The 21,069-nt window shown below is 60.7% G+C and carries 14 protein-coding genes; 9 read left to right on the top strand and 5 right to left on the bottom strand.

All coding sequences use genetic code 11. The features are described from left to right. The first annotated feature begins 74 nt into the window (after positions 1-74). From glgX to AC1RME_RS05110, 4 genes are all read left to right on the top strand, one after another. Positions 75-2,234, top strand: coding sequence for a glycogen debranching protein GlgX (gene glgX, locus AC1RME_RS05125; protein ID WP_096820271.1), 2,160 nt, complete (start codon positions 75-77; stop codon positions 2,232-2,234). Between the two features lie 251 nt (positions 2,235-2,485). Further along, positions 2,486-3,247 carry a PIG-L deacetylase family protein gene (locus tag AC1RME_RS05120; RefSeq protein ID WP_096820270.1) on the top strand — a complete coding sequence of 254 codons (762 nt, stop codon included), beginning with the start codon at positions 2,486-2,488 and terminating at the stop codon, positions 3,245-3,247. An 87-nt stretch (positions 3,248-3,334) separates the two neighbouring features. Continuing rightward, complete coding sequence (locus AC1RME_RS05115; RefSeq protein WP_096820269.1) at positions 3,335-4,132, top strand: endonuclease/exonuclease/phosphatase family protein; 798 nt, start codon at positions 3,335-3,337, stop codon at positions 4,130-4,132. A gap of 431 nt (positions 4,133-4,563) precedes the next feature. Continuing rightward, positions 4,564-5,634, top strand: coding sequence for an autotransporter domain-containing protein (locus AC1RME_RS05110; protein ID WP_096820268.1), 1,071 nt, complete (start codon positions 4,564-4,566; stop codon positions 5,632-5,634). 54 nt (positions 5,635-5,688) lie between these two features. On the opposite strand, the gene glgB is transcribed toward AC1RME_RS05110, so the two are convergent. From glgB to AC1RME_RS05095, 3 genes are read right to left on the bottom strand one after another with little or no spacing between them, the layout of a single operon-like run. Further along, entirely contained in the window at positions 5,689-7,920 is a 2,232-nt protein-coding gene (glgB, locus tag AC1RME_RS05105; RefSeq protein WP_096820267.1) for a 1,4-alpha-glucan branching protein GlgB, read from the bottom strand. A 2-nt stretch (positions 7,921-7,922) separates the two neighbouring features. Then, positions 7,923-11,264, bottom strand: coding sequence for a maltose alpha-D-glucosyltransferase (gene treS, locus AC1RME_RS05100; protein ID WP_096820266.1), 3,342 nt, complete (start codon positions 11,262-11,264; stop codon positions 7,923-7,925). A 39-nt stretch (positions 11,265-11,303) separates the two neighbouring features. After that, positions 11,304-13,301 carry an alpha-1,4-glucan--maltose-1-phosphate maltosyltransferase gene (locus AC1RME_RS05095; protein WP_096820265.1) on the bottom strand — a complete coding sequence of 666 codons (1,998 nt, stop codon included), beginning with the start codon at positions 13,299-13,301 and terminating at the stop codon, positions 11,304-11,306. A 218-nt stretch (positions 13,302-13,519) separates the two neighbouring features. Between AC1RME_RS05095 and AC1RME_RS05090 the strand changes: the two genes are divergently transcribed. The 5 genes from AC1RME_RS05090 to AC1RME_RS05070 all read left to right on the top strand — a co-directional run bounded on the left by AC1RME_RS05090 (position 13,520) and on the right by AC1RME_RS05070 (position 17,832). Continuing rightward, entirely contained in the window at positions 13,520-13,678 is a 159-nt protein-coding gene (locus AC1RME_RS05090) for a hypothetical protein (protein ID WP_173861372.1), read from the top strand. A gap of 80 nt (positions 13,679-13,758) precedes the next feature. Beyond that, the gene (locus AC1RME_RS05085; RefSeq protein ID WP_096820264.1) at positions 13,759-13,992 is read left to right on the top strand and encodes a DUF3203 family protein; all 234 of its coding nucleotides are present in this window, start codon (positions 13,759-13,761) and stop codon (positions 13,990-13,992) included. 195 nt (positions 13,993-14,187) lie between these two features. Continuing rightward, entirely contained in the window at positions 14,188-15,618 is a 1,431-nt protein-coding gene (gene ccoG, locus AC1RME_RS05080) for a cytochrome c oxidase accessory protein CcoG (protein WP_096820263.1), read from the top strand. An 85-nt stretch (positions 15,619-15,703) separates the two neighbouring features. Next, positions 15,704-17,113, top strand: coding sequence for a GntR family transcriptional regulator MpaR (gene mapR / locus AC1RME_RS05075; protein WP_096820262.1), 1,410 nt, complete (start codon positions 15,704-15,706; stop codon positions 17,111-17,113). A 230-nt stretch (positions 17,114-17,343) separates the two neighbouring features. Then, positions 17,344-17,832, top strand: coding sequence for a hypothetical protein (locus AC1RME_RS05070; RefSeq protein ID WP_096820261.1), 489 nt, complete (start codon positions 17,344-17,346; stop codon positions 17,830-17,832). A gap of 127 nt (positions 17,833-17,959) precedes the next feature. Here the strand turns inward: AC1RME_RS05070 and AC1RME_RS05065 are convergent, their stop codons facing one another. After that, complete coding sequence (locus tag AC1RME_RS05065) at positions 17,960-18,706, bottom strand: SDR family oxidoreductase (protein WP_096820260.1); 747 nt, start codon at positions 18,704-18,706, stop codon at positions 17,960-17,962. Positions 18,707-18,790: 84 nt separating this feature from the next. Further along, positions 18,791-20,872 (bottom strand): putative bifunctional diguanylate cyclase/phosphodiesterase, encoded by a 2,082-nt coding sequence (locus tag AC1RME_RS05060; RefSeq protein ID WP_096820259.1) that lies wholly within the window; start codon positions 20,870-20,872, stop codon positions 18,791-18,793. Positions 20,873-21,069: the final 197 nt, after the last annotated feature.

Raw genomic sequence — 21,069 nt, 5'->3', positions numbered from 1 at the left:
GTGTGGCGGGTTCGCTCGCCACCGAGGGTTCACTCGTCCTTTAAAAATGCCCACACCGATTTGCAGGAGCAATCATGACCCGTCCAAAGAAAGCCGAGCCCGCCGCACACGCCGAGCCCTCGCGAATCCGTGAAGGCCTGCCCTTCCCGCTCGGCGCGACCTGGGATGGTCTGGGGGTGAACTTTGCGCTGTTTTCCGCCAACGCCACCCGCGTCGAACTGTGCATTTTCGACGATGCCGGCGAAGTCGAACTCGAACGCATCGAACTGCCGGAATATACCGACGAAATCTTCCACGGCTACCTGCCCGACGCGCACCCGGGCCTGATTTACGGCTACCGGGTCTACGGCCCCTACGACCCGGCCAACGGCCACCGCTTCAACCACAACAAATTGCTGATCGATCCCTACGCCAAACAACTGGTCGGTCAGTTGAAATGGTCCGAAGCGCTGTTCGGCTACACCATCGGCCACCCGGATGCCGACCTCAGTTTCGACGAGCGTGACAGCGCGCCCTTCGTACCCAAATGCAAGGTCATCGACCCGGCGCACACCTGGGGCAACGACCATCGCGTCAGCGTGCCGTGGGACAAGACCATCATTTACGAAACCCATGTGCGCGGCATCAGCATGCGCCACCCCGCCGTGCCGGATAACGTGCGCGGCACGTTTGCCGGGCTGATGGTCGACGATGTGCTGGAACACATCCGCAAACTCGGCGTGTCCACCGTCGAGCTGCTGCCGATCCACGCCTTCGTCAACGATCAGCACCTGCTGCACAAAGGCATGACCAATTACTGGGGCTACAACAGCATCGCCTTCTTCGCCCCGGACCCGCGTTACCTGGCCAGCGGCAAGATCGCCGAGTTCAAGGAGATGGTCGCGCACCTGCACGAAGCCAATCTCGAAGTGATTCTCGACGTGGTCTACAACCACACCGCCGAGGGCAACGAGCAAGGCCCCACCCTGTCGATGCGCGGGATCGACAACGCTTCGTACTATCGGCTGATGCCGGACGACAAGCGCTTCTACATCAACGATTCCGGCACTGGCAACACCCTCGACCTGAGTCACCCGTGCGTGCTGCAAATGGTCACTGATTCGTTGCGCTACTGGGCCAGTGAAATGCACGTCGATGGTTTCCGCTTTGACCTGGCAACCATTCTTGGCCGCTACCACGACGGTTTCGACGAACGTCACAGCTTCCTCGTGGCCTGCCGCCAGGACCCGGTGCTGCGCCAGGTGAAACTGATTGCCGAGCCGTGGGACTGTGGCCCCGGTGGCTATCAGGTCGGCAACTTCCCGCCGGGTTGGGTCGAATGGAACGACAAGTTCCGCGACACCGTGCGTGCATTCTGGAAAGGTGACGACGGTCAGCTCGCCGACTTCGCCAGCCGCATGACCGCTTCCGGCGAGATGTTCAATCAGCGCGGCCGCCGTCCCTATTCGTCCGTGAACTTTGTCACCGCTCACGACGGTTTCACCCTCAACGATCTGGTGTCCTACAACGACAAGCACAACGAGGCCAACGACGAAAACAACCAGGACGGCAGCAACAACAACCTGTCCTGGAACCACGGCGTCGAGGGGCCCACCGACGATCCGGAAATCAATGCGCTGCGTCACCGGCAGATGCGCAACTTCTTCGCCACCCTGCTGCTGGCCCAGGGCACGCCGATGCTGGTGGCCGGCGACGAGTTCGCCCGCACCCAGGACGGCAACAACAACGCCTACTGCCAAGACAGCGAAATCGGTTGGGTCAACTGGGACCTGAGCGAGGACGGCAAGGCGCTGCTGAAATTCGTCAAACGCTTGATCAAGCTGCGCCTGACCTACCCGATCCTGCGGCGCGGGCGTTTTCTGGTGGGTGAATACAACGAAGACATCGGGGTCAAGGACGTGACCTGGCTGGCACCGGACGCCACGGAAATGACCACCGAACACTGGCACGATGCACACAACCGCTGCCTGGGCATGTTGCTCGATGGCCGCGCCCAGGAAACCGGCATCCGCCGTAAAGGCGCCGACGCGACGTTGCTGCTGGTGGTCAACGCCCATCACGACATCGTCAACTTCACGCTGCCGGAAGTGCCTGAAGGCAGTTTCTGGACCTGCATGGTCGACACCAACCAACCGTCGATCCGCGGTCAGGAGCGCTTCGATTTCGGGCATCAATATTCGGTTACAGGGCGCTCGCTGCTGTTGTTTGAACTGCAACGCGACGAAGAAGACTGAGCGCAAGACACCGACACATCGGCCTCCACCGCTGGGTCTGCGATCACGACTTGAGAGTTACGGCACAGCTTGAATAAAAAAAACCGGAGCAGATTGATCTGCAACGCGACGAACCGTGCGTCTTGAGCAATACTCAGCATCGCGGCAATCCAGGGTTCGGAGCGCTGCAGGGTTATCAACCAGCCTTCACGGGTCAGACACGCGTTGCCGTGGGTGACTGAAGGCCAGACTCAACAAGGACGTCCTGCCCCATGAAACCGTTATCTCTCAGCGAAAGCGGCCTGCCGGCGCAAATCTGGAACAGCGCCGCGCAACTCGACAACATCCCCGTCATCAACACCCATAGCCTCGTGCCGCCCGGCGCGCGTGCGGTGGTCATTGCGCCACACCCCGGTGACGAAGTGGTGACCTGCGGCGGCTTGCTGCAACTGTTGTCTTCCCTTGGTCATCCCCTGCAATTGCTCTCGATCACCGACGGCAGCGCCAGCCATCCCGGCTCGCGCCAGTGGTCGGAAAAACGCCTGAGCGTGTTCCGCCCCCAGGAAAGCGTCGAAGCCTTGCGCCGCCTGGGCCTGCCGATGCACAGCCTGAAATGGGTGCGCGGCGGTTTCACCGACAATGCCCTGTTTGAACAGGAAGCCCAATTGACCGAGTTCATCTCGCGTTACCTGCGACCCGGTGACGTGGTGTTCAGCACCTGGTGCGAAGACGGCACCGAAGATCATGAAGTGGTCGGTCGGGCCAGCGCCAAAGCCGCACGACTGGCCGGTGCCAGCTACCACGATGTGCCGGTCTGGGCCTGGCACTGGCCCGAGCGCGATCAGGCACAGATTCCGTGGCACCGCGCGCGCAAGCTGCGCCTCGATACCTGGACCGTCGCGCGTAAAAGCCACGCCACCCACGCCTACGCCAGCCAGTTGAACGGCGAACCGGCCATCGGCATTGCACCGTTGTTGCCCAGGGCTATTCTGGAGCGCATGCGCCTGCCTTATGAAATTGTCTTCGTGGATTGAAGGCCGGGCGCGGGCAGTCACTCAATGTGAACTGCCCGCGCCCGGATCAGTCGCATGAAAAGGCAGTCATGATTCAGAGGAGCGACCGTGTCCAGCGACCCCAAGCGTCACGTCATCGACGCACAGCCCTTGAACCCGTCGACCATCCATCGCCTGCGGGTGTTGACGGTCAACACGCACAAGGGTTTTACCGCACTCAACCGGCGTTTCATTCTTCCGGAGTTGCGTGAAGCGGTGCGCAGTACCCGCGCCGACCTGGTGTTTCTTCAGGAAGTGGTGGGCGAACACGAGCGGCATTCGAATCGCTACAACGAGTGGCCGCAAACCTCGCAGTACGAATTCCTCGCCGACAGCATGTGGAGCGATTTCGCCTACGGCCGCAACGCCGTCTACCCCGACGGCCACCACGGCAATGCCCTGCTGTCGAAGTACCCGATCCGCGAATACCGCAACCTCGATGTCTCGATCACCGGTCCGGAACGCCGCGGTCTGCTGCACTGCGTACTGGATGTACCGGGGCACGATGAGGTTCATGCGATCTGCGTGCACCTGAGCCTGCTCGAAAGCCACCGTCAATTGCAGCTGCAACTGCTCTGTCAGTTGCTCGAGTCCCTGCCGGAGGACGCGCCGGTGATCATCGCCGGCGACTTCAATGACTGGCAGATGCAGGGCAACCTCACCCTCTCCCGCCGCGACTACCTGCACGAAGCCTTCGAGCGTCATCACGGCCGGCCGGCCAAGACCTACCCGGCGCGCTTCCCGCTGCTGCGGCTGGACCGGGTCTACCTGCGCAATGCCAGCAGCCATGACCCGCAGATACTCGGCAACAAGCCCTGGACGCATTTGTCGGATCACCTGCCGCTGGCGGTCGAGGTGCATCTGTAGTTCGACCGCGCCGCGAGTGTCTATGCCAGCACCGACTACAGTCGCAATATTGACAGCAATGACCTGCATGGACTGGCAGGAAATCTGGGTGTTCGCATCACCTGGCAAGCCGATAGCAGGCTAAGCAAACGCTCTGTTTCGCGGTTCAAGGCGTGTTTCCCCCTGCAAACAACAACTTAGATATGTGCAGAAAAACAAACGCTTGCAGCTTCTGATTTAGCCATACCGCTCATCGTCCAATTTCTTGACGCAGGGACATCGGTCTTCTTAGCTCTACCTTACTACCCCCGGAAACACTACCCGGGGCGGGCCTTCGGACACTCGTGAAAACGGGTGGCTGCGGGTTCGCCTCGCTCCATTCGGTCGCCCCTCGTTCGGGGTAGGAGAGACGCCAAGGCGAGATACCACATGCGCTAGCAAGGTAGATCTTCATGAAAACCTCACTCACCCCACACGAGATCAAAATCACCTTTTGCACCGTTTCAAGTTCTATCTTGCTGTGCTCATCCATGGAGGCGCAGGCGGGTCCTGTGGCGGATGAGACCACGCCCTGGTATCGCCAGGACGTGCCGATCCTGACGCTGCCCGCGACCGTCATCACCCCCGACCCGCAACGCTTGAGCCCGCGCCCCGACCTGCGCGGCAACCACCTGATCACCGAAGACCTTGCCCCCTCGGCCTGGGATCAACTCTACGGACAAGCCTCTCGCCAGGCACAGACCGACCTCCTCAACCCCGGGTTCGCGACACCCGGCGGCGGAGCGTTCAAAGGACCGCCAGTGCTGACCCTGCAAGGCAGCAGCGGCCAGACCCAACGGATCGGATTGATCGGCGGCACGTACCAGATCCAGGGCAACGGCAACGGTCTGATCGTCAACCGCGCCCTCGTCGATCCGACCACCGACACCCTCAACCTGCAAGGCCAGAGCCTCGGCGCCTACTACAGCCTGACCGGATCCGAAGGCTGGCACGTCGACCTGTCGGCCAGCGGTGGCCGGGTCAGTGGTTTCAGCCGTAATGAACAGGGCGCGCGCCTGGCCACCGAAGGCAGTGCGATGACATTCTCGGTGGAGGGCGGGTTCCCGATCGGCCTGAGTGAAAACTGGGTTGTCGAGCCACAGGCGCAGTTGATCAATCAGCGGATCACCCTCGACACGCCCTACGCGGGTTCGGGCAACGCTTCATCGAGTGATATTTCGTCCTGGAGCGGCCGGGTCGGCGCTCGGCTGAAAGGCAGTTACGACCTGAGCGGTCTGCCGGTCGAACCCTACGTTCGCACCAACTTGTGGCACACGGTGTACACCGGCAACACGGTGACCCTCGATCAGGTGGACAAGATCAGCAGCAGTCGCAAGTCGTCGACGGTGGAATTGGGTCTGGGTCTGGTGGCGAAGGTCACGCCGTCGGTGAGCCTGTATGTCAGCGCCGACTACAGCAGTGACGTGGATGACAATGATCTGAACGGGTTGATCGGCAGTCTGGGAATCCGGATGCGCTGGTAAGGACACGTCCAGTCGCTCTGCGGGAGCGAGCCGCTCGCTCCCGCAGGTGCTTCATCAACGTTCGGGCTTGAGGATCAACACCGCCAGTGGCGGCAGATTCAGCTCCAGCGACAACGCCTGACCATGGCTCGGCACATCATCGGTGAACGCCCCGCCACCATTGCCGTAATTGGAACCGGCATAGGTGTCGGCATCACTGTTGAGCAACTCGCTCCAGCGCCCGGCAAACGGCACGCCCACCCGATACGACTGACGCGGCACTGGCGTGAAGTTGGCCACCACCAGCACCGGCGAACCGTCCTTGCTCCAGCGCAGCCAGGCATAGACGCTGTTGATCGCATCGTCACCGATCAGCCACTGAAACCCTTGCGGCGCGTCGTCCTGTTCGTGCAGCGCCGGCTCTTCGCGGTACAAACGGTTCAGATCGCCAACCAGTTTCTGCACGCCTTTGTGCTCGGAATACTGGAGCAGATACCAATCCAGCTGCTGATCGTGATTCCACTCACGCCACTGGCCGAACTCGCAACCCATGAACAGCAGTTTTTTGCCCGGATGGGTCCACATGAAGCTCAGGTAAGCGCGCAGGTTGGCGAATTTTTGCCAACGGTCGCCGGGCATCTTGTCGATCAGCGAGTGCTTGCCGTGCACCACTTCGTCATGGGAAATCGGCAGGATGAATCGCTCGGACCAGGCGTAGACCAGACCGAAACTCAGCTCGTTGTGATGATGGGCCCGGTACACCGGATCCTGCTGGATGTAATGCAGCGAATCGTGCATCCAGCCCATGTTCCACTTGTAGGCAAAACCGAGGCCGCCCTGCTGGGTACTTTGACTGACGCCGGGCCACGCCGTGGATTCCTCGGCAATCACTAAAGCTCCCGGTGCTTCCAGCGCCACCACATCATTCAAATGGCGAAGGAAGTCGATGGCTTCCAGATTCTCCCGACCGCCGTGGCGATTGGGCACCCACTCCCCGGCCTTGCGCGAATAGTCGCGGTACAGCATCGAGGCCACCGCATCGACCCGCAATCCATCGACGTGGAAATGCTTCAGCCAATGCAACGCCGACGCCAGCATGTAGCCATGCACTTCAGTGCGGCCCAGGTTGTAGATCAGCGTGTCCCAGTCCTGATGAAAGCCTTCCAGCGGGTTGCCGTATTCGTACAGCGCGGTGCCGTCGAACTGCGCCAGGCCATGGGTATCGGTCGGGAAATGCGCCGGCACCCAGTCGAGAATCACGCCGATTTCCGCCTGATGGCAGGCATTGATGAACGCCGCGAACTCGTCCGGCGTACCGTAACGCGCGCTCGGGGCGAACTGCGACAGCAACTGATAACCCCAGGAGCCGCCGAACGGGTGCTCCATGATCGGCATCAGTTCGATGTGGGTGAAACCCAGTTCCTTGACGTAGGGAATCACCCGTTCGGCCAGCTCCGGCCAGGTGTACTGGCGCGCCACTTCACCCAGATCGTCGAGCTCGCACTGCCAGGAACCGGCGTGCAGCTCATAGATCGACAGCGGCGCATTGTGTTGCTGGCGCTCGCTGCGTCCGTTCATCCAGTCCTGATCCTGCCAGTCGATCTGCAGCGGCGAGGCGACTTTGGAAGCGGTGTCCGGCGGCAGGCTGGTGGCCAGCGCCATCGGGTCAGCCTTGAGCGGCAGGATGCCGTGAGCGCCGAGGATTTCGTACTTGTACAGATCGCCCGCCTGCAGGCGCGGAATGAACAACTCCCAGACCCCGGACGGATGCCGCAGACGCATCGGATGCCGACGCCCGTCCCAGACGTTGAAGTCGCCGACCACCGACACCCGCCGGGCATTCGGCGCCCACACGGCAAACCGCACGCCGTCGACGCCATCGACGGTTTTCAGCTGCGCACCGAGGCAACCGCTGAGGTCGCGATGATTGCCCTCGGCGAACAGGTACAAATCCATTTCACCGAGCAACGGCCCGAAGCTGTAGGGGTCTTCCGCGACCTGTTCGCCACCGGCCCAGCGGGTGCGCAACTGATACGGCCGCGAAGGCTCGAAATGCCCGACGAACAGCCCCGGCGTTTCGGTCGCCTCCAGCGGACCGCGCTCCTCGCCGGTGTCCTTGTCCAGCACCGTGACACTCAATGCACCGGGCAGATACGCCCGGATGAACTGCCCGCCGGCACCATCGCCGTGGGGTCCGAGAATGGAAAACGGGTCCTGATGTTCTGCGCGCACCAAGGCATCGATGTCCTTCGCCCTAGGCAGCAAGCGTTCTTTAACGTGACCCTGTTCCTTGTTCGAGAAACTCATGACTACTCTCCACCAAGATCGGAAAAGGGTTCAAGCCCCGTCAATAACCCATACAGACCGTGCAACGGCACGGGCAGCCAGGTGGGGCGATTTTCGGCTTCATAGGCCACCTCGTAGGCCGCTTTCTCCAGGCCGAACAACGCCAGTGCGGCGTCGGCACCTTCAGGATCTTGCCAGGCATGATCAAGACTAGCTGCCGCCCGGCGATATGCCTCGACAAATGCTTCGCGGGCCTCACGCAAATAGCGTTCGGCGACCCGGCGACGCGCCGCCTCTGCTTCGGGACTGTTGTCGACGTTGTGCACATTGATGGTCATCGCGGCGGCGTAATCGAATGAGCGCAGCACCCCGCTGACATCCTTGTACGGGCTGTGCTTGCCCCGACGTTCGGCCAGTGGCCGCGCCGGTTCGCCTTCGAAGTCGATCAGGTACGCGTCGCCCTTGATCACCAGTACCTGGCCCAGATGCAGGTCGCCATGGACGCGGATGCGCAAGCCGCCGGCGGATTTTTTCGCCAGCTCCTGCACATGGGCGAGGATGGTTTTCTTGTGGTCGAGCAGACGACCGACCAGCTTCTGATCCGCCGCATCAAGTTCGCCCTGATGCTGCTTGAGCAGCTTCAGCGCATGCTCGACCTGAGCGCCCACGTCCTTGCCGGTCGCCTGCGCATCCTTGGCCGAGCTGACCTGCGGTGCGAAGTCCTTGTTGTCGCTCGGCGCCGCCAGCACCTGATGCATTTCCCCCAGACGCTGACCCAGCATGCCGGCGAAGTCCTTCAGTTCGCCGAGCGCATTGTAGTGTTGCGACTGTTCAGACACGGCGTCCGCCAGCTCATCGCGCAACGCCCGTTCGAGGTTGTTCTGCGTCCATTCCCAGGCGTCGCCCTGATTGCTCAAGTAGCCTTGGGCGATCATCAGCAGGTTGTCTTCGCCCTTCCCGTCCCGACGAATCACCGAGCCGAGCAGCGGGGAGATATTGGCAAACCCGGCGGCGGTCAGATAAGCGCTCATCTCCAGTTCCGGGTGTACGCCGGACGCGACTTTGCGGATCAGCTTGAGCACCAGACTGTTGCCGATCACCACCGAACTGTTGGACTGCTCGGCGGACAGATAGCGCACTTCGGATTCCGCACCGAGGCCAAGTTTGTCGAGTTGCGGCGTGGACTCGAAACGGATTTCTCCGTCACTCGATTCCAGCACTGTCCCGCTCTGCATGCCTTGCAGCACCGCTCGAATAAACGCCTCAAGGCTGAAGGCATCGGTGATCAGCCCGACCTGACGTACCCGACGCACCCGCGCCAGGGCCAGTTGCTGCGGCAAGGCCGGCCCGACCTGATCTTCCGAAATGAAGCCGAACGGCAGTTGGTAACGACTGGTCTGCCCGCCGCCGCTGACTTCGATTTCGCTGAGCAACACCGGATGCTGCGCGTCGCCGAAACGCACGCCATAGGTCAGCCGGACTTGCTCGATCGCCGCGTCCTTGCCGGCGAACCAGCGGCGATTCTGCAACCAGTTCGGCAGGATGCCCTGTTCGAGCGTGTCCCGGGACGGCGCTTCGAGCAGTTCTTCCATGCGTTTTTTCAGCACCAGCGTGGTGAAGTCCGGCAGGCTCTGCGCCGGCTCGACGTGCCAGCTCGGCATCTGGTTTTCCGCCGCCAGACCGAACCAGTAGAAGCCGTACGGCGCCAGGGTCAGCAGGAAATTCAACTGACCGATGGGCGGAAACGCATTACCGCCGAGCATCTCCACCGGCACCATGCCGACATAGGCTGACAGGTCCAGCTCCACGGCCTGAGCGCTGCGCGAGACGTTGGCCACGCACAGGATGATTTCGTGTTTGCCGTCCGGTCCGGTGTATTCGCGGGTGTAGGCCAGAACGCGACGGTTGGCCGGCGACAGCATCTTCAAGGTGCCGCGACCGAAGGCCTTGGACTGCTTGCGCACGGTCAGCAGGCGACGAGTCCAGTTCAGCAGCGAATGCGGGTCACCGGCCTGGGTTTCGACGTTGACCGACTGATAACCGTACTGCGGATCCATGATCGGCGGCAGCACCAGACTGGCCGGATCGGCGCGGGAAAATCCGCCGTTGCGGTCGATCGACCATTGCATCGGCGTGCGCACGCCATCGCGGTCGCCGAGGTAGATGTTGTCGCCCATGCCGATCTCATCGCCGTAATACAGGGTCGGCGTGCCGGGCATCGACAGCAGCAGACTGTTGAGCAATTCGATACGCCGGCGGTCGCGCTCCATCAGCGGCGCCAGACGCCGGCGAATGCCGAGATTGATCCGCGCACGACGGTCGGCGGCGTAGTAGTTCCACAGGTAGTCGCGTTCCTTGTCGGTGACCATCTCCAGCGTCAGTTCATCGTGGTTGCGCAGGAAAATCGCCCATTGGCAGTTGGCCGGGATCTCCGGGGTCTGGCGCAGGATGTCGGTGATCGGGAAGCGATCTTCCTGGGCCAGCGCCATGTACATGCGCGGCATCAGCGGGAAGTGAAACGCCATGTGGCATTCGTCGCCGTTGACGCCCTCGGCGTCGGTGTCACCGAAGTACAGCTGGGTGTCTTCCGGCCATTGGTTGGCCTCGGCGAGCAGCATGCGATCCGGGTAGTTGGCGTCGATTTCGGCGCGGATCTGCTTGAGGACGTCGTGGGTCTCCGGCAGGTTTTCATTGTTGGTACCGTCGCGCTCGATCAGGTACGGAATGGCATCCAGCCGCAAGCCGTCGATGCCCATGTCCAGCCAATAGCGCATCACCGACAGCACGGCTTTCATGACTTGCGGGTTGTCGAAATTCAGATCTGGCTGGTGCGAATAGAAACGGTGCCAGAAGTACTGGCCGGCAACCGGGTCCCAGGTCCAGTTGGACTTTTCGGTGTCGAGAAAAATGATCCGGGTGCCGTCGTACTTCTGGTCGTCATCGGACCACACATAGAAGTCGCGGGCCGCTGAACCGGGCTTGGCCTTGCGTGCTCGTTGAAACCACGGGTGCTGGTCCGAGGTGTGGTTGATGACCAGTTCGGTGATGACCCGCAAACCACGATTGTGCGCCTCTGCGATGAAGCGTTTGGCGTCGGCCATCGTCCCGTAATCGCTGTGTACGCCACGGTATTCGGCGATGTCGTAACCGTCATCGCGCCGTGGCGAGGGGTAGAACGGCAACAGCCAGATGGTGTTGACGCCAAGATCGGCGATGTAATCGAGTTTGGCGATCAGGCCGGGAAAATCGCCGATCCCGTCGTTGTTGGAGTCGAAAAAGGATTTGACGTGGACTTGATAGATGACCGCGTCCTTGTACCAGAGCGGGTCCTTGATGAAGGTGGCTGACTTGGGTTTCTTCGCCATGTGAAACTCCTGTTCGATGCATGAATGCGTCGGCCCGGATCAAGGGGCGGTGATCCGCCAGATCCCGAACGGCTGATAAGCCGGGTCGATCCGCATGAACTGGTACTTGCCGTGCCAGTCCCAGCGATGGCCGTTCATCAGGTCTTCGCCGTGGGTGGTGGCGTCGTCCGGCAGGCCCATTTCCCACAGTGGCAACTCGAAATTGGCCTCCTGCGGGTGATGCGGGTCGAGGCTGACGGCCACCAGAATGAAATTGCTGCCATCGGCGCTGCGCTTGCCGAAGTACAGAATGTTGTCGTTCCAGGCGTTGTAGATCTTCAGGCCCAGATGGCTGTGCAGCGCCGGGTTCTGCCGGCGGATGCGATTGAGCTGGGCGATCTCGGCAATGATGTTGTCGGGCGCATTGAAGTCGCGGACGCGGATCTCGTACTTCTCGGAATCGAGGTATTCCTCCTTGCCCGGTACCGGCGCCGATTCGCACAGTTCGAACCCCGAGTACATGCCCCACAGGCCCGAGCCCATGGTCGCCAGCGCCGCACGAATGAGAAACCCCGGACGCCCCGACTCATGCAGGAACGCCGGATTGATATCCGGTGTGTTGACGAAGAAATTCGGCCGGTAGCATTCGCGCCACGGCGATTCGTTGAGTTCGCTGAAATAGCTCGCCAGTTCAGCCTTGGTGTTGCGCCAGGTGAAATAGGTGTAGCTCTGGGTGTAACCGACCTTGCCCAGCCGCGCCATCATCGCCGGGGTGGTGAACGCTTCGGCGAGGAAGATCACTTCCGGGTACAGCGTGCGCACATCGGCGATCAGCCATTGCCAGAACGGCAGCGGTTTGGTGTGCGGGTTGTCGACGCGAAAGATCTTCACGCCCTCCTCGACCCAGCCGACGACGATGTCGCGCAGCTCGACCCACAGGCTCGGAATCGCTTCCGGCGCATAGAAGTCGACGTTAACGATGTCCTGATATTTCTTCGGCGGGTTCTCCGCGTATTTGATCGTGCCGTCCGGCCGCCAGTTGAACCAGCCCGGATGCTGCTTGAGCCACGGGTGATCCTGGGAACACTGGATGGCGAAATCGAGGGCGATTTCCAGACCATGATCAGCGGCAGCCGCCACCAGTCGACGAAAGTCCTCGCGAGTGCCGAGCTGCGAATGAATCGCTTCGTGCCCACCTTCTTCGCTGCCGATCGCATACGGGCTGCCCGGATCGTCCGGCCCTGCAATCAGGGAATTGTTGCGGCCCTTGCGGTGGCTACGACCGATCGGGTGGATTGGCGTGAAATACAGCACGTCGAAGCCCATGTCCTGAATCATCGGCAACCGCGCATGCACATCATTGAAGGTACCGTGACGGGCGGGATCGTCGGTGATCGAGCGGGGAAACAGCTCGTACCAACTGGCGAACTCGGCCAGTTCGCGCTCGACGTCCAGCGGAAATTCATTGCTGATGCTCAGATACGGGCGGTGATCGGCCTTGGTCATCAGTTGTGCACTCTGCGGGTGCAGAAACAGCGCCACCTGCTCGGTTTCGAGCAGCCCGGACAATTCGTGATGCAGCGCCGCCAGCCGCTCACTGAGCGGGCCTTCGCTGCGTTCGGCCGCCTGTTGCACCATCGTGCGGCCCTCTTGCAACTCCAGGCTGACCGGGACGGCGGCGGTGTGCTTTTTCTCCAGCTCGTACTGAAAACTGGCGAACAGGTCGATCCAGGCTTCGATCAGGTACAGATAGCGGCCCATGCGCTGGGGCCGGAACCGACCTTCCCAGCTGTTATTGCCCTGATCGGCCATGACTTCGCTTTGCCAGACTTCCTCGCCCTCTTCGCGCCAGCGGATGCGCACCGCCAGTTTGTCGTGACCATCGGCGAAGATCTTACTGGTGACCACGATTTCGCGCCCGACCACAGCCTTGACGGCAAACTGCCCGCCCTCCAGCGAAGGCTGAGTGTTTTCGATGACGATGCGTGGCAGCAGCAACGCCTGCGACAGCGGGATGTGCGGGTTGTAGCTCTGTTCGGAGGGTTTTTCAGCAGTCATTGAGCATCTCTCCTTAACGCCCCAAGGACGCTCGCTTGCCTGTTTGGCGATCACGGCCGGGCCTGCGCCCGACAATGAACTCTCTCAGGTTCCGAGCGACCCTCGCCGGCAAAAGTTCACAGGGATTTGCCCCGCCACAAAATCGGATCGAATTCGCGGTGAAGTGGTCAACCCACTTAAGCACTTCTCACGCCATGTGCCACACGGAGGTTCATCTGATGAGTATTCCGATCCCCGCTGAAACGCCCGATCCGAACATCGACAAACCCGTCCTGCCCGAAACCGAGCCGCAGCCGATCCCCGAACAGGAGCCACCGGGCACCACGCCGCCGCCCAAGGAAGAGCCACCGACGACCATGCCGCCAGTGATCGTCTAGCGACCATTAATCGGTTGCGCAGAACGATCCCCCGGGGCTGCGCCCTAACCTTTCAACACCCTTGGAAAAAGGACAGCCCCATGACCGTGCGCATCGAAAACCAGACCTGTTTTTTCGCCACCGAAAACGGTGAGCAGATTCGCCTGTGCGGTGACCTGACAATAATCACCGACAGTGAAAAATCGATGTCAGCCGTGGAAATCGAAGGCCGGCGCATTTACATCACCGAGGCCGAAGCCGATGCGCTGACCGTCGCAGGTGCCAGGGACGGACGTAAACACCTCAAGGCCACCGACAGTGATTCGGTGATTTGACTGACCTTGGTCAAGATCCTGCGCAGACGTCTGGGATAGGCGTCTGCACCCCGCCCCGTCAACTGCTTCAAGTTGTCGCAGGGCCGGGCGCAAAACCCATCTGATACGCTTTTTATTGAAATACCTGAGTCTGTTATGCAAACAGATCGGCGCTCATAGTTCACTGGCCTGATGGAGGCTGATGAGCGAACGACCATGAGCGAACGAATCCCCGTCCGAACCGTAGAAGCATCTCCCCAGATAAAAAAAGTACCGGCGCGCCCAATGAAGGCGAAGAACGCCACCAGCGACAACCAGATCTTCACCCGCAGCTTCACCGGCCTGTTCCGCACCCTGCGCATGAGTGGCGCGGGGTTTCTGTTCCTGTTGTTTTTCGGCACCGTGTGGCTGAACTGGGGCGGACGTCAGGCGGTGCTCTGGGACCTTTCCGAAAGCAAGTTCCACATCTTTGGCGCGACCTTCTGGCCGCAGGACTTCATTCTGCTGTCGGCGCTACTGATCATCGCCGCGTTCGGCCTGTTCGCCATCACCGTGTTCGCAGGCCGGGTCTGGTGTGGTTACACCTGTCCGCAGAGCTCGTGGACGTGGATCTTCATGTGGTGCGAGAAGATCACCGAAGGCGAGCGTAACCAGCGGATCAAACTGCAAGCGGCACCGTGGAGCCTGAACAAACTGGCACGGCGTGCGGCCAAGCACACGCTTTGGCTGGCGATCAGCGTGCTGACCGGCCTGACCTTTGTCGGCTACTTCACCCCGATCCGCCCGCTGGCCGAAGAACTGCTGACCCTGCAGATCGGCGGTGTCAGTCTGTTCTGGGTGCTGTTTTTCACCGGTGCCACCTACATCAATGCCGGCTGGCTGCGCGAAGCGGTGTGCATGCACATGTGCCCGTATGCGCGGTTCCAGAGCGTGATGTTCGACAAGGACACCCTGGCAATTTCCTACGACGTGGCCCGGGGCGAAAACCGTGGCCCGCGCAAACGTGACGTGAAACCGGTCGAAGCCGGCCTCGGTGATTGCATCGACTGCCAGTTGTGCGTGCAGGTCTGCCCGACCGGCATCGACATCCGCGACGGCCTGCAAATGGAATGCATCGGCTGCGCGGCGTGCATCGACGCCTGCGATTCGATCATGGACAAGATGAATTACGCCCGAGGCCTGATCCGCTATACCTCTGAGCGTGAATTGCAGGGTGGCAAGACGCACTTGCTGCGTCCAAGGCTGATCGGTTACGTCGCGGTGCTGGTGCTGATGATCGGTGCCCTCGCCCTGGCCCTGGTCGAACGGCCGATGGTGTCGCTGGACGTGACCAAGGACCGTGGCCTGTTCCGCGAGAACGGCCAGGGCCAGATCGAAAACATCTACACCCTCAAAGTCATCAACAAGACCCAACAGCGCCAGGACTACAACCTGAGCCTGGTGGATGGCGACGGCTTCCAGCTGCAAGGCAAGACCGAGCTTAGCCTTGCAGCAGGCGAGATCGTCGATGTGCCGGTGTCGGTGGCGATGACCACGGATCGCCCGGCCAGCAGCTCGCAGACCTTGAGCTTCAAGATTGCCGACAGCGATGAGCCTGAGGTTTATAGCGTGGCGAAGAGCCGGTTTGTTGCGCCGATGAATCGTTGAACCTTTAAGATGCAACCCTTTGTGCCAATGGCGCTGCGCCCATTGGCACAACCGTTTTCCAAATCCCATCCATTGCAGGACACCGATGAAACGCTACGAAAAATTCGCCGACGACATCGCTGAACTGATCCGCTCCGGCGTCCTCGGCCCCGGTCAGCGGGTGCCGTCGGTGCGCTACGCGAGCCAGACCTATGGCGTCAGCCCGTCCACGGTGTTCCAGGCCTATTACCTGCTGGAGCGTCGCGGCCTGATCCGCGCCCGGCCGCGCTCCGGCTATTTCGTCAACACCCACGCCCCGAGCCCGTTCTCGGAGCCGGTGATCAGCAGCCAGGTCAATGAGTCCACCAAAGTCGACGTCAGCGAACTGGTGTTCTCGGTGCTCGAATCGATCAAGGACCCGAGCACCGTACCGTTCGGCTCGGCTTTCCCCAGCCCCGAACTGTTCCCGCTGCAACGCCTGTCACGTTCGCTGGCCAGCGCCGCCCGGGAAATGGACCCGCGCATGGTGGTCACCGACATGTCGCCGGGCAACCCGCAACTGCGCCGGCAGATCGCCCTGCGCTACATGGTCGGCGGGCTGATGCTGCCGATGGAAGAACTGCTGATCACTAACGGCGCCCTCGAAGCGCTGAACCTGTGCCTGCAAGCGGTGACCGAACCCGGCGACCTAGTGGCCATCGAAGCCCCGGCGTTCTACGCCAGCCTGCAAGTGCTCGAGCGGCTGAAGCTCAAAGCCGTGGAAATCCCCGTGCACCCGCGCGACGGTATCGACCTCGGCGTACTCGCCCAGACGCTCGAACGGCACCCGATCAAGGCCTGCTGGTGCATGACCAGCTTCCAGAACCCGATGGGCGCGACCATGCCCGAGGCCAAGAAACAGGAACTGGTGGAACTGCTGAAACGCCATCAAGTGCCGCTGATCGAGGACGATGTCTATGCCGAACTCTATTACGGCCAGCAGGCGCCGAAACCGGCCAAAGCCTTCGACACCGAAGGTCTGGTGATGCATTGCGGCTCGTTTGCCAAAAGCCTGGCTCCCGGCTACCGCATCGGTTGGGTCGCCGCCGGACGCTACGCGCAGAAGATCGAACGCCTGAAACTGATGACCTCACTCTGCGCCTCGATGCCGGCCCAGGCGGCCATCGCCGACTACCTGCAACACGGCGGCTACGACCGTCACCTGCGTAAATTGCGCTATGCCCTGGAAGAACAGCAAAGCGCCATGCTCGCGGCCATCGCCCGCTACTTCCCGGCCCAGACCCGCGTGAGCCAACCGGCCGGCGGCTATTTCCTGTGGCTGGAACTGCCACCGCAGATGGATTCGTTGAAGTTGTTTCAGATGGCGTTGGCGCAAGGCATCAGCATTGCGCCGGGGCCGATTTTTTCGCCGACGCAAAGATTCAGGAATTGCATCCGGTTGAACTACGGCAGCCCGTGGACCGAGAGTTCGGAGAAGGCGATGGAGACGTTGGGGCGGATTGTGCGGTCGTTCTGACGGATCGATGTTCCCCCGTGCATCGCGCTTGCGCTTGTAAGAACGCTAGATTGCCGAGATGGATGTCCCGATTGAACACCAGCCGATCTACGAAGTTTCATTTCTATACCACTACATACATTTCCGATGAGCGGTTGTTTTTCCAGATAATACCTGTCAGATCTGACAGGTTACAAAGTTGACTCGCCCTGATGAAATATAGGAGCAATTTAACTAAAGGAGTATTGAGAATGTCTGGCAAAACAATTCTACACTCATGCGACTTCGATAATGGCGAACAAAAAGGCTGGGGATGGATTAAAACTGTACGATTATGTGAATTGGTAGATGATGACTTGACTGGTCACGGCAAGTGCCTCGCCACCCTAAAAAACATTGAGCCTAGAGCTGATCTTACATGCCCACAGAGAACACTTCAGGGTTTTGCGGGCAGGAACGTTATCGTTAATTTCGACCTGCGAGTTGAGTTCCCCCCTGAAGGTTATGTTGACGTTAGAGTTGACGCTGGTAGAAATAATATTTCCTTTGTGGAAAACCCTGTGCCAAATAGCCGGTGGCAACGATATTCCATTCCTTTGGATCTGCGTGAGGCTTCGCACGCAGACTTTGATATTGTCGCCTTCTACAGGGGTGATCAAAAACCGACCACCCGCATGTTTATAGACAATATCACCATTGAGTCCATTGAGTCCATTGAGTCCAATGAGTCCAATGATTAATATATCCTTGGACGACTAACAAAAATCGGGCCCCTAAACGGGGCCCTTTCACTTTGTGATACACGCAAACCAATACGGGCGGTACATGATTAAAAAGAGATCGGGACTTCTCATATATATTCGAGTTTTAACGCCCCCCGCCCAGATCAACAAACGTCCCCGTCGCATATGAGGCCTTGTCCGACAGCAACCACACAATCGCCTCCGCCACTTCATCCGGCCGCCCGCCACGGGCCATCGGAATCGCCGACTCCAGCTTGCTGACCCGATCCGGATCGCCGCTCAAGGCGTGGAAATCGGTGTAGATGTAGCCCGGGCGCACCGCGTTGACCCGAATCCCCTCGCCCGCCACTTCCTTGGACAGACCGATGGTGAACGTGTCGAGAGCGCCTTTGGACGCCGCGTAGTCGACGTACTCGTTCGGCGAGCCCAGGCGTGCGGCCACCGAAGAGACGTTGACGATGCTGCCGCCCTGCCCGCCGTGTTTGGGCGACATGCGCAGGATCGCATGCTTGGCGCAGAGGATCGGCGCCAGAACGTTGGTTTTCATGATTTTGAGGATGCGGAATTCGGACATTTCGTCGACCCGCGATTTGTGCCCGACGGTGCCGGCGTTGTTCACCAGTGCGGTGACCCGGCCCAGCTCCGTGTCGACCCGATGAAACAGGCCGATCACTTCGTCTTCGATACTGACATCGGCGCGCACGGCAATGGCAGTGGCGCCGCGTTCACGCACCTGGTCGAGTACGTGGTGGGCTGCCTGTTCGTCCGTCTGGTAATTGATGCAGATCCGATAGCCTTGCTCGGCAGCCAACAGCGCAGTGGCGGCCCCGATTCCGCGACCGCCGCCAGTGATCACAATGACTTTATCCATGCAGGCTTTCCCCCCAATGCACACGTAACAGTCGCAGGAAGAATAACCGTCATTGCGGGGTTTTGCATGGCCTGTGTCAGTCGTTCAGTTCACCGCCAATGGCTTGCCACGCACGATGTCCTGCAGGAAGCGATCCGCCGGCATCGGGTGGCCGAGCAGATAACCCTGCAGCGAATCGCAGCCCAGTTGCGTCAAAAAGTCCTGCTGCACGCCGGTCTCCACGCCTTCGGCCACGATGCGCAGGCCCAGCGCCTGACCGAGCGCGACAATCGCCGAGACGATGGCGGCGTCGTCGCTGTCATGCTCCAGGTCGCGGACAAAACCACGGTCGATCTTCAACTCGTTGGCCGGCAGGCGCTTGAGGTACATCAGGCTCGAATAGCCGGTGCCGAAGTCATCGATGGAAAGATCGACGCCCATGTCGGACAGTTCCTGCAACACCGTCATGCTCGCGTCGGCATCGCTCATGGCCGTGGTTTCGGTGATTTCCAGGGTCAGGCTGTTGGCCGGCAAGTGGTGAGTGGCCAAGGCCTTGGCGACGCTTTGCACCAGCCCGGTGTGGCAGAACTGCAACGCCGACAGGTTCACCGCGATTCGCCAGTCGGTGTAGCCCAGCACGTACCACTCGCGCATCTGTCGGCAGGCTTCGTTGAGTACCCATTCGCCGATCGGAATGATGAGCCCGGTCTTTTCGGCCAGGTCGATGAACTTGTCCGGCATCAGCATGCCGTGGAGCGGGTGCTCCCAGCGCAGCAACGCTTCGGCACCGACCGGACGACCGTCGGCCGCGTGGAACTTGGGTTGGTAATGCAGGCTGAACTGATTGTGTTCCAGCGCCGCACGCAGGTCCTGCAACAGTTGCAGTTGCTTGCGGGCGTTGCTGTTCATCGAGGCGTCGAAGAAGCTGTAGCCGTTTTTACCGCCGCCCTTGGCGTGGTACATCGCGGCGTCGGCGTTCATCAACAGTTCCTGAGCGTTCTGGCCGTTGCCCGGATACAGGGCAATACCGACGCTGGCGGAAATCTGCAGGTCATGCTCGGCCACGCGGAACGACTGCGCGATCAAGCCGACCTGACGTGCTGCCAGACCCAGCGCATCGTTGGGCTCGGTCAGGCGCACCAGCAGGACAAATTCATCGCCGCCGATCCGTGCCAGCGTGTCGAGGCTGCGCAAATCTTCACGCAGACGCACCGCCACTTCGCGCAGCAACTGGTCGCCCATGTGGTGACCGAAAGCGTCGTTGACCGGTTTGAAGCCGTCCAGATCGATGAACATCAGCGCAAAACAACCGCCCTGTTCGTTGACCTTTTTCATCGCCTGATTGATCCGGTCGTCCAGCAGCATGCGGTTCGGCAGGCCGGTCAGGGTGTCGTGCAGGGCCAGTTGGGTGAGTTCGCGGTTGGCCACGGTCAACGAATGGGCCAGATCAGCGGTGCGCGCTTCGAGGCGGGCATCGAGAATCGAGGTCAGCAGTGCGATGCTCAGCACCGCGAGCGTGGTGATCAGCACCAGATTATCGAGGCCATTGCCATTCAGACCGCTGAGCGCTGCGCCGCAGAAACTGCCTTCGGGAAACCGCGCTGCCGCCATGCCGGTGTAGTGCATGCCGACAATCGCGATGCCCATGACGATGGCTGCGCCGGCACGAAACAGACGCACATAAGGCGAATGCTGACGAAGACGAAAGGCAATCCACAATGCGGCGGCCGAAGCGCCGACGGCAATCAGCAGCGAAGCGCCGAACAGCGTCGGATCGTAATCGATACCCGGTTGCATGCGCATCGCGGCCATGCCGGTGTAGTGCATGGCGCTGATGCCGGCGCCCATGATCAAGGCGCCGAAGGCCAGTTGCCAGGCCGGCAGTTTCGGCTGGCTGACCAGCCACAGCGCAAAACCGCAGGACAGCACGGCGATCAGCAATGAAAGCGCTGTGATCGGAATGTCATAACCCAGGCTGATCGGCAGTTTGAAGGCCAGCATGCCGATGAAGTGCATCGACCAGACGCCGATGCCCATGGCGAACGCCCCGCCGGCCGTCCACAAATGCACGGCGCGACCCTTGGCGGTGGCGATGCGCCCTGTAAGGTCGAGCGCGGTATAGGACGCGAGGATCGCCACACACAGCGAAATGAAAACCAGCGTGAAGGAATAACTACCGATGAGCATGAGAATTCTCGTGACCACCCCACCGTACTGCTTCCGTTCTCAGCGGGGCCAAATGCGCCGATTGTACTGATTGCACAGAAGAACGCACTGACAAAGTAATCAAATGGCCATCAAGCCGATGAAACGCTTGTTTGATCGTTCGACAAGGCTCTAGCCCGGCAGTCGCAGTACTGATCGATCCCACGCGTTGCGTGGGA

Source organism: Pseudomonas sp. GW822-FHT03F08, assembly GCF_058801265.1.
The sequence above is the reverse complement of the archived record's forward strand: the minus strand, read 5'-3'. Positions and strand labels throughout refer to the sequence as shown.